Source organism: Micromonospora sp. NPDC053740, assembly GCF_040677775.1.
GTDB classification, from domain to species: Bacteria; Actinomycetota; Actinomycetes; order Mycobacteriales; family Micromonosporaceae; genus Micromonospora; species Micromonospora alfalfae.
In genome coordinates this window covers 14101-27360 of the sequence record NZ_JBFASO010000021.1, presented here as the reverse complement: position 1 = coordinate 27360, position 13260 = coordinate 14101, and the positions used below count along the sequence as shown (strand labels likewise).

Genomic DNA, 13260 nt, shown 5'->3' with positions numbered 1-13260 from the left:
GGGGCGCGGGGCGCGGGGCGCGGGGCGCGGGGCGCGGGGCGCGGGGTGCGGGGCGCGGGGCGCGGGGCGCGGGGCGCGGGGCGCGGGGCGCGGGGAAAATCGGTGGCGAGGGCGCGGGTCCGGCGCGGAGGATGCGCGTGTGATTGAGGCGTACCCGAAGCAGGTTCCTGTCCGTGCGGCGACTGCCGTGTGTCGACAGCGGCCGCTCCCGGGACGAGCCTCGACCCGGCACCGACTTCGGTGACCGGGGCGTTCCTCGCCGGTCTGGTCGCCGGCTACGGCGTCGCCATACCCGTCGGTGCGATAGCGATTCTCATTCTGGGGCTGAGCGCCCGTACCTCGTTTCGGGTGGGTGCGGCCGCCGCGCTGGCGGTGGCGACGGCCGACGGGCTCTATGCGGTGGTGGCTGTGCTCGGCGGCGCCGGCCTGGCCGGGATCATCGCACCGGTCGCCGGGCCCCTGCGGGTGGTCGCCGCAGTGGTCCTGCTGGGTCTCGCCGGGCACGGCCTGTGGCGGACGTGGTCCGCGCACCGCTCGCAGCGACCGCCGACGGCACGCGACGGTGGGGGCATGAGCACTCCGGGGCGGGCCTACGCGGCGCTGCTCGGGTTGACACTGCTGAACCCGATGACGGTGCTCTACTTCACCGCCCTGGTGCTCGGCCGCCGGGACACTGCCGACTCGGGCGTGGCCCCGGTGGCGCTCTTCGTGGCCGGGGTGTTCCTGGCGTCGGCGAGCTGGCAACTGGTCATCGCCGGCGGTGGCACTGTGGTCGGCCGGGCGTTGACCGGGCCGCGTGGACGGCTGGTCACCGGCCTGGTCTCCAGCGCGCTCATCGCCGCGCTGGCGGTGGCCGCGCTCCTGCCAGGCTGAACGGTCGCGGCAACGATCCGACGGCTCGGCCACCCCGGCCGAGGCCCGTCCGCGTCGCGTCGGCGGTGTCGCCGGGGGTGTCCCTGCGGGGCCCACGGGTCGCCCGGGGGCCCGGGTGTGCCCGCTGTGCCGTACGGTCGGGCGATGACCAGTCGACCCGCAGCCGGCGGAGGGCGGTGGGTCGAGGTCGACCCGGCCCGCGTCGGCCGCTGGGTCGAGGGCTTCGCCGACCGGCACGGCCCGCCCACAGCCAGCGCCCAGGAGTACGGCCTGCTGCTCGCCGCCCCGGACGGGGCAACCGCCGAGCTGTACGCCCCACCGGGTGCGCCGGGCGGCGTGGATGTGGCCGGGTTCGTGGCCGCCGCCGTGATGCCCCGCCGGATCGGCCTGCTGCTGGCCCGCAAGGGCGCGGTGGCGCTCGGGGTGGCCGAGGGCGGCGACCTCGTCGTCTCCAAGGTGGACACCCGGTACGTGCAGGGGCGCACCGCCGCTGGGGGATGGTCGCAGCACCGGTTCGCCCGCCGACGTGACAACCAGGCGAAGGCTGCGCTGGGCGACGCGGCGGACCTGGCCGTACGGCTGCTGTTGCCGCAGGCGTCGAGGTTGGCGGCCCTCGTCTGCGGCGGTGACCGGCGGGCTGTGGACGGTGTGCTGGCCGACCGGCGGTTGGCCCCGCTCGTGCCGTTGCGGGCGGAGCGGTTGCTCGACGTGCCGGAGCCCCGGCACGCGGTGCTGGTGGCGGCGGTGGGCGCGGCCCGGGCGGTACGGATCCTGGTGCGCGACCCCGACTGACCTCGGCCATCACTGGCGGCGTCGGGGGGAGACGATCGCGACCCAGAACGGGGTTCGCGGCGTGCTGCCCGCCCAGCCGTCGGAGGATGGGCGCGTGGAGTTTCTGGTTGACATGGTGACGACGGTGCCGCGGGGAACGTCAGACGACGGGGTCGCCGACATGCGCGCGCGGGAGGCGGCGCGTTCGGCCGAGCTGACGGCGCAGGGCCGCCTCCTGCGGCTGTGGCGGCCACCGCTGGCGCCGGGGGAGTGGCGTACGTGGGGGCTGTTCCAGGCCGCCGACGCGGACGAGTTGGAGGCGGTCCTCGCGTCGATGCCGCTGCGCGCCTGGCGGCGCGAGACAGTGACGCCGTTGACGCCGCACCCGAACGACCCGGGTCAGCCGCCCCGCTGAGCCTGGAGGCCGTCTGGGGCAGCTCGACAGGCACGAAACGGGGCACGTCCGTCCAGCAGGGAGATCATCATGTCCGAGGCGCAGATTCTGCGTTCCGTCCTCGACCGCTGGCAAGCGGCTGTCGACGCCCACGAGCCCAATCGGGTCGCGGCGTGCTTCACCGACGACGCGATCTTTCAGGGATTGCAGCCGTACACGGTCGGTACTGCCGGCGTCGCCGCGTACTACGCCGGGCAGCCGCTCGGCCTGACCGCCGCGTACGACATCCGGGAGATCCGCCGTCTCGCCGACGACGTGATCCTCGGCTACCTGGAGGTGGAGTTCGGCTTCACCGACCGGCCGGCCCTGACGGTCAACCTCGGCGTGCTCCTGCGGCGGGTCGACGACGGCTGGCTCATCGGCCACTACCAGGTCTCCCGGCTCACCTGACGCGGGAGCTTCGGCAGGAATGACGATCGTGGCAGGCCCGCCGAGGGGGCCTGCCACGATCTCGGGGCGGATGTCAGAGCTGGTCGGTGCCGAAGGTGTCGCAGGTCTTCGGGTCGCCGCGGTCGTAGCCCTGGTTGAACCAACGCTTGCGCTGCTCGGACGTGCCGTGGGTGAACTGGTCGGGGTTGACCTGCCCGCCGGAGCGCTCCTGGATGCTGTCGTCGCCGATTGCCTCGGCGGCGTCGATGGCCTGGCTGATGTCGGCGTCGGTGATCGACTTGAACAGCGGCTGCTGGCCGGTCTTGTCCTTGCTCTCGGCGGCGTGCCGGGCCCAGGCGCCGGCGTAGCAGTCGGCCTGGAGCTCCAACCGCACGGAGGCGGAGCGAGGCCCGCTCTGGTCGCCCTGGCCGGCCTTCGCGTTGGTGCCGAGCAGGTTCTGCACGTGGTGGCCGTACTCGTGGGCGAGCACGTACGGCTGGGCGAACTCGCCCTTCGCGCCGAACCGGGAGGCCAGCTCGTCGTAGAAGCTCAGGTCGATGTAGACCTTCCGGTCTGCCGGGCAGTAGAACGGGCCGACACCCGAGTCGGCCTGCCCGCAGCCGGTGTTGACGGCCGCCTGGAAGAAGTTCGTGGTGGTGACCTCGTAGTCGCTTCTGCCCAGTTCGGGGTACGCCTTCTTCCAGTAGTCCTGGATGCTGTTGACGTAGAGCAGGTTGCGGCAGCGCGCGTCGTCGAGACGGTCGGGGTTTGTGGTGCCGCACACCTGATCCAGGTCACCGCCCCCAGCCTGGCCGCCGTCATCGCCGTTGGTCATGGCGTTGAGACCGAACCCGCCGCCGAGCAGGGCGACGAGAACGGCCACCACGATGCCGATGATGCCGCCCCGGCCGCCGCCGCCAGGGATGGGGATGCCGAAGCCGCCGCCCGACCCGCCGCTACCCCGGCCCAGGTCGTTGGCCTGGGAGGTGTCGAGCTCGGCCCGCTCGTTGAGTTCCATGGTGACCCCGATCGCCGTATGCCGGTGAATGTCTTTTGTGTGTCGTTTCGTCCATCGAGTGCCGGACGGGGTCCGGTAAGGCGTTCCGGTACCCGATGATCTTGATCGGTAATCCGGGCAGGCCGTTCCGCGGCGACCGGTACACTTGTCAGGTGCTGCGCTGCGAAGGCTGAACCGCCCCGCGCCGTCGGGCCCCTTGAGCCCGCCGGCCGTTTCGCGTGCCCCGAGTCAGCCTTCCAACCCCGAGAGCGAGCCCGCAACCATGATCACTGCCACCGGCCTGGAACTGCGTGCCGGTTCCCGGATCCTGCTGTCCGACACCACCCTGCGCGTGCAGCCCGGTGATCGGATCGGCCTGGTCGGTCGCAACGGCGCCGGCAAGACCACCACGCTGAAGGTGCTCGCCGGCGAGGGGCAGCCGTACGGCGGCCAGATCGACCAGCGCAGCGCCATCGGCTACCTGCCGCAGGACCCGCGCACGGGTGACCTGGAGGTCACCGGCCGCGACCGGGTGCTCTCCGCGCGCGGCCTGGACGTGCTGATGGCGCAGATGCAGGAGGTCGAGGCCCGCCTCGCCGAGGACGCCAACGACAAGCTGGTCCGTCGGTACGGCGCGCTGGAGGACCAGTTCGCGGCCCTCGGCGGGTACGCGGCCGAGGCTGAGGCCGCGCGGATCTGCGCCAACCTCGGCCTACCGGACCGGGCGCTCGCGCAGACCATCGGCACCCTCTCCGGTGGTCAGCGGCGCCGCATCGAGCTGGCCCGGATCCTGTTCCGTGACGCGGGCGAGAACGGCGGCGGCATCCTGCTGCTCGACGAGCCCACCAACCACCTCGACGCCGACTCGATCACCTGGTTGCGGGGCTTCCTCGCCAACCACAAGGGTGGCCTGATCGTGATCTCCCACGATGGCGCGCTGCTGGAGTCGGTGGTCAACAAGGTCTGGTTCCTCGACGCCACCCGGTCTGTCATCGACGTCTACAACCTGGGTTGGAAGGCGTACCTGGAGGCGCGCGAGACCGACGAGCGACGCCGCCGCCGGGAGCGGGCCAACGCGGAGAAGAAGGCCGGCGCGCTGATGGCGCAGGCCGACAAGATGCGGGCCAAGGCCACCAAGACCGTGGCCGCGCAGAACATGGCCCGCCGTGCCGAGAAGCTGATCTCCGGCCTGGAGGAGGTGCGGGTCGCCGACCGGGTGGCCAAGGTGCGTTTCCCCAGTCCCGCGCCATGCGGCAAGACCCCGCTCACGGCGACCGGCCTCTCCAAGTCGTACGGATCGCTGGAGATCTTCACCGACGTCAACGTGGCGGTGGACCGGGGCTCCCGAGTGGCCATCCTCGGGCTCAACGGCGCCGGTAAGACCACCCTGCTGCGGATGCTCGGCGGGCTGCTCAGCCCGGACACCGGCGAGGTGCACGCGGGGCACGGCCTGCGGCTGGGCTACTACGCCCAGGAGCACGAGACGCTGGACGTGGAGCGGACGGTGCTGGAGAACATGCGCGCCGCCGCCGTCGAGCAGTCCGACACCGACCTGCGCAAGATCCTTGGCGCGTTCCTGTTCTCCGGTGACGACGTGAACAAGCCGGCCGGCGTGCTCTCCGGCGGCGAGAAGACCCGGCTGGCCCTGTCCACTCTGGTCTGTTCCGGCGCCAACGTGCTGTTGCTCGACGAGCCGACGAACAACCTCGACCCGGTCAGCCGGGAGCAGGTGCTCGACGCCATCGCCAACTACCCCGGCGCGATCGTCCTGGTCACCCACGACCCGGGTGCCGTGCTGGCGCTCAAGCCGGACCGGGCCATCCTGCTGCCCGACGGCGACGAGGATGCCTGGAGCGACGACCTGCTCGAACTTGTCGAGCTGGCCTGACCGAAGAGGCTCGGTCGGCTCTCAGCCGAGCAGCTCGGCCAGTCGGCCGAGCACGCCGGAGCTGACCAGGATCACCAGCCCGATGGCGATGAAGATCGTCGGCACCAGCCAGGCGCCGACGCGCTCGACCAGCCGGACCACCCTCCGGTGCCCGCCCAGCCAGGCCCCGACCACGCACCAGAGCCCGATCAGCAGCACGAAGACCAGCAGGAACACGGCACTGTCGGCGACACCGAGGGCCCGGAAGACGGGTACGTAGACAGCGACGTTGTCAGCGCCGTTCGCGATCGTCACCCCGGCCACGCCGAGTGCTCCGGTGACAATCGCCGGTGTCTCGTCGTCGCCCGAACTCCGCAGCGCGCGTACGCCGAGCGCGATCGGCAGCAGGCCGAGCAGCCCCGTCCACGGGTCGGGCACCACCAGGAGTCCACCCGCGATCACCGCGCTGGCCAACGCGAGCGCACCGATGCCCAGGTATTGTCCGGCGACAATCTGCCAGCTGCGAGGTCGGCCGGTGGTGCGGGCCGCGACGAAGAACAGCGTCAGAATGACGATGTCGTCGACGTCGGTGGCGGCGAAGACCACGGCCGCCGCGCCGGCGGTGCTCAACAGGTCGATCACGACCGAAGGCTACGGGTCGTCGGCAGCCGCCAGCTTTCGGCGGTGGTACGCGCGGATGCCGCGGCGGGCCGGATCGCCAGGATCACTCTATCGGGAAGCTGACATTGCATAGCGTGTCGGTTGGCGAAGAGTTGATATCTGGCGCATGATCGTCCGAGGCGGTCTAATAGGTGGGACCGTATCCGAACCGCACAGTCTGGGACGTGAGGACACAGCATGGCAGCCACTGGCACAGCCACCAGCACTGAGAAGGGTCGCCGGATCGTCGGAGCCGAGCGTCAGACGCTCGCCAAGGACCTGGTAAAGCGGTACACCTCGGGGGAGAGCATCCGCGCGTTGGCGGCCTCGACCGGCCGTTCCTACGGGTTCATCCACCGAGTGCTCACCGAGTCCGGCGTGCAGCTGCGTCAGCGCGGTGGCGCCCGGCGCCGCAAGAAGGCGTGACCCGCCCCTCAGCGTCGTCCACCAGCGCCGCGCCCCGGGACGTCCGGTGACCGCCGAGGCGACCGGGGTTCGGCTGACTTGCGACGGGCCGGTCGCCACGGTGACGTTGTGCCGGCCCGACGTGCTCAATGCCCAGACGCCCGCGATGTGGCGAGCGATGAGCGACTTCTCCCGTGACCTGCCCGGCGACGTGCGGGTGGTGGTGGTCCGCGGTGAGGGTCGCGCGTTCTCGGCCGGCCTCGACCTCGCAGTGGCGGGCACCTCCGGCCCGGGGTCGTTCGCTGAGCTGGCCACGCTGCCTGAGCAGGAGTGCGCCGATCGCATCGCGGAGTTCCAGGCCGGTTTCACCTGGCTGCACCGGCCGGATGTCGTCTCCGTCGCAGCCGTGCAGGGCCACGCGATCGGTGCCGGCTTCCAGCTCGCGCTCGCCTGTGACCTGCGAGTGCTGTCCACGGACGCGAAGCTGTCGATGGCCGAGGTGACCCTCGGTCTGGTGCCCGACCTGGCCGGCACGAAACGCCTCGTCGAGCTGGTCGGGTTTTCGCGGGCGTTGGAGATCTGTGCGACAGGCCGCCGGTTGGACGCCGCCGAGGCGGACCGGATCGGGCTGGCCACCCTCGTCGTACCCCCGGCCGAGCTGGACGACGCGGTGCGGGACCTGACCGCCGGCCTGCTCTCCGGGGCCCGCGACGCGGTGGTGGAGATCAAGGCGTTGCTCGCCGGTGCGGCCGGGCGGTCGCACGCCGACCAGCAGCGCGCCGAGCGGGAGGCGCAGACCCGTCGGCTGCGTGACCTCGCCGGTACTGGAGAATAGGTAAGGACCGCACGGGAAGATCCGGGTTACGACCGAGGTTGTCACACTCGTGGGGAGAATTGACCTGACGGTGCGGTCTGCCCGGCAACCCGGAGGTGAGCGATGTCCAACCCGATGTCCGGCGGTGGCATGGCCGGGTGGAGCATGCTCCGGTCGATGCGCAACAGCGACGAGGTCTCTGCCCACCAGCTCAAGCGCGGCACCGCCAAGCGGATCATCGCCTTCGCCGGACCGTACCGGCGTGACATCGTCATCTTCCTGATCACTGTGGTGATCGCCGCGGTGATCGGCGTGGCGACTCCGCTGCTGGCGGGTGAGGTCATCGACGCCATCGCCGATCGGGGCCCGCAGGCCGGCTCCACCGTGGTCAAGCTCGCCCTGGTGATCGCCGCGCTGGCTGTCGCCGACGCGCTCTTCTCCCTCGCCCAGCGCTGGTACTCCGCGCGCATCGGTGAGGGCATCATCCTCGACCTGCGCACCCGGGTCTACGACCACGTGCAGCGGATGCCGTTGCAGTTCTTCACCCGTACCCAGACCGGGGCTCTGGTCAGCCGGCTCAACAACGACGTGCTCGGCGCTCAGCGGGCGTTCACCTCCACCCTCTCCGGGGTGGTCAGCAACGTCATTCAACTGGTGCTCACCGCCGGCGCGATGTTGATCCTGTCCTGGCAGATCACGGTGCTGTCGCTGATCCTGCTGCCGGTGTTCATCATCCCGGCCCGTCGTGTCGGCAAGCGACTGGCCGAGATCACCCGGGAGTCGTACAACCTCGACGCCAAGATGAACGCGACAATGACCGAACGGTTCGGAGTCGCCGGTGCGTTGCTGGTGAAGCTCTTCGGTCAGCCCGAGATCGAGGCCCGCCGGTTTGCCGACCGGGCCGAGCGGGTCCGTGACATCGGCATCCAGTCCGCCATGTACTCCCGGACGTTCTTCGTGGCGATGTTGCTGGTCGCCTCACTGGCGCAGGCGCTCACCTACGGCCTCGGCGGCTGGCTGGCGGTCGCCGGCGCGGTCAGTGCGGGCACCGTGGTGAAGCTCGCGCTGTTGCTCACCCGCCTGTACGGTCCGCTCACCGCGCTCTCCAACGTCCGGGTGGACGTGATGAGCGCGCTGGTCTCCTTCGACCGGGTCTTCGAGGTGCTCGACCTCAAGCCGGGCATCGTGGAGAAGCCCGACGCCGTGGCGGTGCCGCGTGGCAGCGGCCGGGTCGACTTCCGCGACGTGCGTTTCCGCTACCCGAGCGCCGCCGAGATCTCTCTCGCCTCCCTGGAGGAGGTCGCCACGCTCGACCGGACCGTCAACGAACCGGTGCTCAAGGGGGTCTCGTTCAGCGTCGAGCCGGGGCAGATGGTCGCGCTGGTCGGCCCGTCAGGGGCGGGCAAGTCGACACTGTCGATGCTCATCTCCCGGATCTACGACGTCAGCGACGGTCAGGTGCTCGTCGGCGGGGTGGACGTGCGCGACGCGACGCTCGCCTCCCTGCGCGACGAGATCGGTGTGGTCACTCAGGATTCGCACCTGTTCCACGAGACGATCGCCGAGAATCTTCGCTACGCCAAGCCGGACGCCACAGACGACGAGATCTGGGCCGCCCTGGCCGGGGCGCAGGTGGCCGATCTGGTTCGGGCGCTGCCCGACGGTCTGGACACCACAGTGGGGGAGCGCGGCTACCGGTTCTCCGGCGGCGAGAAGCAGCGCATCGCGATCGCGCGACTGCTGCTCAAGGCCCCGTCGATCGTGATCCTCGACGAGGCGACAGCACACCTGGATTCGGAGAGCGAGGCCGCGGTGCAGCGTGCGCTGTCGGTGGCGCTGGCCGGGCGTACCGCGCTGGTGATCGCGCACCGGCTCTCCACAGTGCGCGACGCCGACCAGATCCTGGTCCTGGACGGTGGGCGGATCGTCGAGCGGGGGCGCCACGAGGAGTTGGTGGCAGTCGGCGGGCTCTACGCCGAGCTGTACCGCACCCAGTTCGCTGTCGCCGACTCGCCCACCCCGTTCGTCGACGCGACCGGCCCCGAGCCGGTGGTCATGCCGCTGGGCACCTACCGTGCCGACGAGGTGCTGCCGCCCGCCGCCGCCAACTGACGTCTGCGCCGCGCTGATCAACTCCGGTTCCCGGAATTCGGGGTGTCCTGGTCGCATCGACCACCCGACTTCCGTGAACCGAGTCGATCAGGGGGCCGGTAGCTCGGTGGCCGCCCGTAACTCGGCGAACGCCAGGCCCAGGGTGACCGGGGTGAAGTGCGCGTTCAGGCCGCTGGGGTTGGGCAGCACCCACAGCCGGGCGCCGGCCAGCGACTCCGGCTGCGGCCCGAAGGCGGCCTTCGGCCGCTGAAAACCGATCCGGTACGCCGTCACCCCCACCACGGCTACCCAGCGCGGCCGGTACCGGGTCACCTTGTCGGCCAGGATCGCCGCGCCGTCGAGGAGTTCCTCGGTGCTCAGCTCGTCCGCGCGGGCGCTGGCCCGGGCGGCCATGTTGGTGATGCCGAGCCCGAGTGCGGGCAGCTCGTCCTGCTCGCTGGGGTGCAGCAGCCGGGGGGTGAACCCGCCCGCGTGCAGGGCGGGCCAGAACCGGTTTCCGGGTCGGGCGAAGTGCCACCCGGTCGCGGCCGACCACCGGCCCGGGTTGATGCCGACGAAGAGCACCTCCAGCCCCGGCGCGAGCACGTCGGGAATGGTCCGGTCGGCGGCCGCCGTCAGGTCCGCCCGGGTGGGCCGCGCTGTCCCGGCCGTCAGGTCCGCCCGGGTGGGCCGCGCTGTCCCGGCCGTCAGGTCCACCCCGGTGGGCCGGGCTGTCCCGGCCGTCAGGTCCGTGCGGGTGGGCCGCGCGTTGATCGACTCAGGTTCCTGAAAGTCGGGGTGTCCTGGTCGCGTCAACCCCCCGGTTTCCTGAAGGCCGAGTCGATCAACGGTCGGGTCGCCGGACTGAGTGTTCTCGGGCGGCGTTGCCGAACGGGCACCTCGGGCCCGCTCGGCTGTCACAGCCCGCGCAGCGCGCCGCCGTCGACCGGCACTGTGATCCCGGTGAGGTAGCTCGCGGCGGGGGAGAGCACGAACGCGGCCACCCGGCCGAACTCGGCGGGGTCGCCGAGGCGGCGCAACGGGATGCTGGCCTCCGCGTCGGCGCGGGCGCGGTCCGGGTCGCCGGTCGCGGCGAAGAGTTCCCGGTTGCGGTCGGTCATGATCCGGCCGGGCAGCAGCCCGACCACCCGGACTCCACGCGGGCCGTAGTCGTCGGCGATGTCCTTGGCCGCGCCGACCAGGCCGGGCCGGAGACCGTTGGAGATGCCCAGGCCGGGCACCGGGCCGCGAGCCGAGGTGGAGAGCACCAGGCCGATCGCACCGCCGTCGGGCAGTGCGGCGGCGATCGTGCGGACCGCGCGGATGGTGCCCAGGAAGACGGTTTCGAAGGAGAGCCGCCACTGTTCGTCGGTGATCGCCGCGGCGTTGCCCGCCGGTGGGCCGCCGACCGAGATCAGCGCCCCGTCGAGCCGGCCGAAGTGTTCCTGGGCGGCGGCGACAAGCTGCCCCGGGGTCTGGGGGTCGGTCAGGTCCGCGGTCAGCCCGACGGCGTGCTCCGGGCCGCCCAGCTGCTGCGCGGCGGCTGCCACCGCGTCCGGGTCGCGGGCCGAGAGCACCACTCGCGCTCCGTCGGCGACCAGGCTTTGCGCGGTCGCGTAACCCAGACCGCGGGAGGCGCCGGTGAGGACGTACACGCGGTCGGTCAGTCCGAGATCCATAACTCCGATCCTGCCGCATCCGGTACACCGTCGCCAGCACGGGTGGATACCCGTGGGGCGGGGCGCAGCAGGCGTACCCGGCCGGCGATCTGCACCGCGACGGCGCCGGCGGCGCGGCCCACCGCCGGCACCCGGCGCGGACGCGGCGCCCGAAGCCCGTCGTAGCGCAGGCGCGCCTCCCGGATTGCCAACTCCTCGGCGGCGGCCGGGGGGAGCGCCTGCTGGTCGTGCAGCGCCCGGGCCAGATCCCAACCGTCGCGCAACGATCCGGCGGTGGGTCGCCGGGCGGCCCAGTCGGCGAAGGTGGTCGCCCACCTGCCACCGAGGCCGGCGGCGAGCAGTGGCCAGTGCCGGGCCACCTCACCGGCCCGTTTCCGCAGCAGGGCCGCGCGGGTGGCGGCCAGCGGCCCCGGCGCGAACCCCGGCGGGGGTGGCCCCGCGGCGACCAGCGCCGCGACCAGTTCGGCCTGCCGTTCGGCCAGCCCGGCGCGGGGTGTCGGCGCGCAGTCGCCGTCGGGTGCGCCCGTCATGTCACTGCCGGAAAGCCCGCAGCAGTGGCCAGGGCGTCCAGTTCGGCGCGGAGTTCGGCGGCCGGCGGGTAGTGACCGTCGCGCTCCAGCAGCAGAGCCGGCGGTCGCCGCCGGGCGCAGAGCGCGCCGACCAGCTCCAACACCGCCGTCGGCACCGGGTCGGTGTGGGTGTCGTGGTAGAGACCGCCGTGCTCCGCGCCGCCGGCCACGTGGGCGTACGCGACCCGCTCCAGCGGCAGGCGGTCCAGCAACGCCAGCGGGTCGGTGCCCCGGTTGCGGGCGTTGGCGTGCACGTTGGCCACGTCCAGCAGCAGCAGTGCCCCGGTCCGGTCGAGGATCTCGGTGAGGAAGTCCGCCTCGGTCAACTCGTCGTCGGGCCAGTCGAGCAACGCGGCGATCGGCTCCAGCGCGATAGGCACCGGAAGCTCCGCCTGTGCCCGCGCCACGTTGGCGCAGACCGCGTCCACGGCTTCCCGGCTGCGTGGCAGCGGCAGCAGGTGACCGGCCTCCAGGCCGCCGGCCCGGACGAACGCGATGTGTTCGCTGACCAGTGGGGCGTCCAGGCGTTGCGCCACAGCGGCCAGGTGGGCGACCCGGGCCGGGTCGACAGGTTCGGCGCCGCCGAGGGAGAGCCGCACCCCGTGCGGTACGACGGTCACCGCGCGGTCCCGTAGCCGTGTCAGACCGGGCGGGAGCGGCCCGGAGGCGGGCACCCCCTCGGCCACCACCTCGACGAAGCGCAGGCCGGGCAGTTCGGCCACGAAGCCGGCGATCTCCGGACGCCAGCCGATGCCGATGCCGGACGGGCCGGTCATCCGCCGCACCCGCCGCCGCCCCCGCACCCGCCGCCTCCACCGCCGCAGGAGCTGCCGCCGTCCCCACCGGAGCTGTCCCCGCCGCCGGAGGATCCGTCCGAGCCGCCCGACCAGCCGCTGCCGGAGGCGGCCTGGCGCTGAATCTCGGCCTGCTCGGCGAAGCCCGGGTCGAGTGCCCAGAGCGTGGCGGTGCCGTACAGGGCCACGCCCATCGCCGCGCCGGCCGCTCCGTAGGTGGCGTAGGCGGGCGCGGAGGCCGGCGCGAGGTGGGTGTGCTCGCGGCGGACGCCGCGTAGCGCGGCTCGACCGGCGCGGGTGAGCATGGGCGCCCGGCGCAGCACCAGCGTGACGATCAGCAGCGTGACCACTGTCAGCAGCAGGTAGCCGACCGGGTGGTCGTTGAACAGGCCGGAGAACAGCCGGAGCACGCCGAGGCCCAGCAGGGCGATCAGGATCGTGGTCCAGAACCGGGCACGGGCGCGCTGCGCGTCGTCGGTGAGCAGCCCGCGCTGCTCCAGGCCGTTGCGGATCTGGTGCAGCGCGACGCGTACGCGCTCGTCCCGCGGCAGGTCCCCGACCCGCGAGTGCTGGTGCGCGGCCCAGTGGATGGCCTGCTCCAGCGGGGTGAGTCCGCTGGGTGCGGGGCCGCTGGTGGTCAGCCGGCGGTCCGGTCGTACGCCGATCGCCCCGCTGCCGCGCAGCCCGCCCAGCGCCGCGTGCACAGCGAGCTGAGGGCCACCATTGAGGTAGGCGACCTGCTGCGGCCCGAGTGGCTCGGCGGTCATGGCAACCATCGACCCGGTTGCGAGACGGACCCGGTAGTAGACGGCGATTGCCACCACCAGGATGGCCGCCGCGATGTAGTAGCGGAGGAAGGTTGGGCCCGAGATGCCCCAGGTGTCGCCGGACGCTGCGTGGACGTTCATCGACTGCTC

The 13260-nt window shown here is 72.3% G+C and carries 15 protein-coding genes; 8 read left to right on the top strand and 7 right to left on the bottom strand.

Annotation, left to right across the window (positions count from 1 at the left end):
• Nucleotides 1-240 precede the first annotated feature (240 nt).
• From AB0K35_RS34110 to AB0K35_RS34095, 4 genes are all read left to right on the top strand, one after another.
• Complete coding sequence (locus AB0K35_RS34110; protein ID WP_238671563.1) at nucleotides 241-873, top strand: LysE family transporter; 633 nt, start codon at nucleotides 241-243, stop codon at nucleotides 871-873.
• 144 nt (nucleotides 874-1017) lie between these two features.
• Entirely contained in the window at nucleotides 1018-1665 is a 648-nt protein-coding gene (locus tag AB0K35_RS34105) for an acVLRF1 family peptidyl-tRNA hydrolase (RefSeq protein ID WP_363890740.1), read from the top strand.
• Nucleotides 1666-1759: 94 nt separating this feature from the next.
• Nucleotides 1760-2059 (top strand): muconolactone Delta-isomerase family protein, encoded by a 300-nt coding sequence (locus AB0K35_RS34100; RefSeq protein WP_363890737.1) that lies wholly within the window; start codon nucleotides 1760-1762, stop codon nucleotides 2057-2059.
• A gap of 69 nt (nucleotides 2060-2128) precedes the next feature.
• Nucleotides 2129-2488 (top strand): nuclear transport factor 2 family protein, encoded by a 360-nt coding sequence (locus AB0K35_RS34095; protein ID WP_363890735.1) that lies wholly within the window; start codon nucleotides 2129-2131, stop codon nucleotides 2486-2488.
• Nucleotides 2489-2561: 73 nt separating this feature from the next.
• Here the strand turns inward: AB0K35_RS34095 and AB0K35_RS34090 are convergent, their stop codons facing one another.
• Complete coding sequence (locus AB0K35_RS34090; RefSeq protein ID WP_363890732.1) at nucleotides 2562-3485, bottom strand: neutral zinc metallopeptidase; 924 nt, start codon at nucleotides 3483-3485, stop codon at nucleotides 2562-2564.
• Between the two features lie 262 nt (nucleotides 3486-3747).
• Between AB0K35_RS34090 and AB0K35_RS34085 the strand changes: the two genes are divergently transcribed.
• Nucleotides 3748-5352, top strand: a complete 1605-nt coding sequence (locus tag AB0K35_RS34085) for an ABC-F family ATP-binding cassette domain-containing protein (protein WP_091403713.1) — start codon at nucleotides 3748-3750, stop codon at nucleotides 5350-5352.
• A gap of 21 nt (nucleotides 5353-5373) precedes the next feature.
• Here AB0K35_RS34085 and AB0K35_RS34080 read toward each other — a convergent pair whose 3' ends face one another.
• Entirely contained in the window at nucleotides 5374-5973 is a 600-nt protein-coding gene (locus AB0K35_RS34080; RefSeq protein ID WP_363890730.1) for a cadmium resistance transporter, read from the bottom strand.
• A gap of 216 nt (nucleotides 5974-6189) precedes the next feature.
• Between AB0K35_RS34080 and AB0K35_RS34075 the strand changes: the two genes are divergently transcribed.
• From AB0K35_RS34075 to AB0K35_RS34065, 3 genes are all read left to right on the top strand, one after another.
• Entirely contained in the window at nucleotides 6190-6417 is a 228-nt protein-coding gene (locus AB0K35_RS34075; protein WP_007462679.1) for a helix-turn-helix domain-containing protein, read from the top strand.
• Between the two features lie 46 nt (nucleotides 6418-6463).
• The gene (locus AB0K35_RS34070; RefSeq protein ID WP_363890727.1) at nucleotides 6464-7231 is read left to right on the top strand and encodes an enoyl-CoA hydratase/isomerase family protein; all 768 of its coding nucleotides are present in this window, start codon (nucleotides 6464-6466) and stop codon (nucleotides 7229-7231) included.
• Between the two features lie 114 nt (nucleotides 7232-7345).
• Entirely contained in the window at nucleotides 7346-9322 is a 1977-nt protein-coding gene (locus tag AB0K35_RS34065) for an ABC transporter ATP-binding protein (protein ID WP_363890747.1), read from the top strand.
• A gap of 87 nt (nucleotides 9323-9409) precedes the next feature.
• Here the strand turns inward: AB0K35_RS34065 and mug are convergent, their stop codons facing one another.
• The 5 genes from mug to AB0K35_RS34040 all read right to left on the bottom strand — a co-directional run bounded on the left by mug (nucleotide 9410) and on the right by AB0K35_RS34040 (nucleotide 13251).
• Nucleotides 9410-10018: a G/U mismatch-specific DNA glycosylase gene (mug, locus tag AB0K35_RS34060; protein WP_363890744.1), complete on the bottom strand. Its 609-nt coding sequence runs from the start codon at nucleotides 10016-10018 to the stop codon at nucleotides 9410-9412.
• A 200-nt stretch (nucleotides 10019-10218) separates the two neighbouring features.
• Complete coding sequence (locus AB0K35_RS34055) at nucleotides 10219-10980, bottom strand: SDR family oxidoreductase (protein ID WP_238671551.1); 762 nt, start codon at nucleotides 10978-10980, stop codon at nucleotides 10219-10221.
• Nucleotides 10965-11510, bottom strand: coding sequence for a hypothetical protein (locus tag AB0K35_RS34050; protein WP_363890724.1), 546 nt, complete (start codon nucleotides 11508-11510; stop codon nucleotides 10965-10967). The genes AB0K35_RS34055 and AB0K35_RS34050 overlap by 16 nt, the downstream gene beginning before the upstream one ends.
• Nucleotides 11507-12325, bottom strand: coding sequence for a DUF692 domain-containing protein (locus tag AB0K35_RS34045; protein WP_238671549.1), 819 nt, complete (start codon nucleotides 12323-12325; stop codon nucleotides 11507-11509). The genes AB0K35_RS34050 and AB0K35_RS34045 overlap by 4 nt, the downstream gene beginning before the upstream one ends.
• Nucleotides 12322-13251: a TIGR04222 domain-containing membrane protein gene (locus tag AB0K35_RS34040; protein ID WP_363890721.1), complete on the bottom strand. Its 930-nt coding sequence runs from the start codon at nucleotides 13249-13251 to the stop codon at nucleotides 12322-12324. The genes AB0K35_RS34045 and AB0K35_RS34040 overlap by 4 nt, the downstream gene beginning before the upstream one ends.
• Nucleotides 13252-13260: the final 9 nt, after the last annotated feature.

Excerpts from the sequence above, each read along its gene's own strand:
- AB0K35_RS34075 (WP_007462679.1), top strand. The coding sequence starts at position 6,190 with ATGGCAGCCACTGGCACAGCCACCAGCACTGAGAAGGGTCGCCGGATC.
- AB0K35_RS34095 (WP_363890735.1), top strand. The coding sequence starts at position 2,129 with ATGTCCGAGGCGCAGATTCTGCGTTCCGTCCTCGACCGCTGGCAAGCG.
- AB0K35_RS34090 (WP_363890732.1), bottom strand. The coding sequence starts at position 3,485 with ATGGAACTCAACGAGCGGGCCGAGCTCGACACCTCCCAGGCCAACGAC.
- AB0K35_RS34045 (WP_238671549.1), bottom strand. The coding sequence starts at position 12,325 with ATGACCGGCCCGTCCGGCATCGGCATCGGCTGGCGTCCGGAGATCGCC.
- AB0K35_RS34085 (WP_091403713.1), top strand. The coding sequence starts at position 3,748 with ATGATCACTGCCACCGGCCTGGAACTGCGTGCCGGTTCCCGGATCCTG.
- AB0K35_RS34065 (WP_363890747.1), top strand. The coding sequence starts at position 7,346 with ATGTCCGGCGGTGGCATGGCCGGGTGGAGCATGCTCCGGTCGATGCGC.
- AB0K35_RS34055 (WP_238671551.1), bottom strand. The coding sequence starts at position 10,980 with ATGGATCTCGGACTGACCGACCGCGTGTACGTCCTCACCGGCGCCTCC.
- AB0K35_RS34105 (WP_363890740.1), top strand. The coding sequence starts at position 1,018 with ATGACCAGTCGACCCGCAGCCGGCGGAGGGCGGTGGGTCGAGGTCGAC.
- AB0K35_RS34040 (WP_363890721.1), bottom strand. The coding sequence starts at position 13,251 with ATGAACGTCCACGCAGCGTCCGGCGACACCTGGGGCATCTCGGGCCCA.
- AB0K35_RS34050 (WP_363890724.1), bottom strand. The coding sequence starts at position 11,510 with ATGACGGGCGCACCCGACGGCGACTGCGCGCCGACACCCCGCGCCGGG.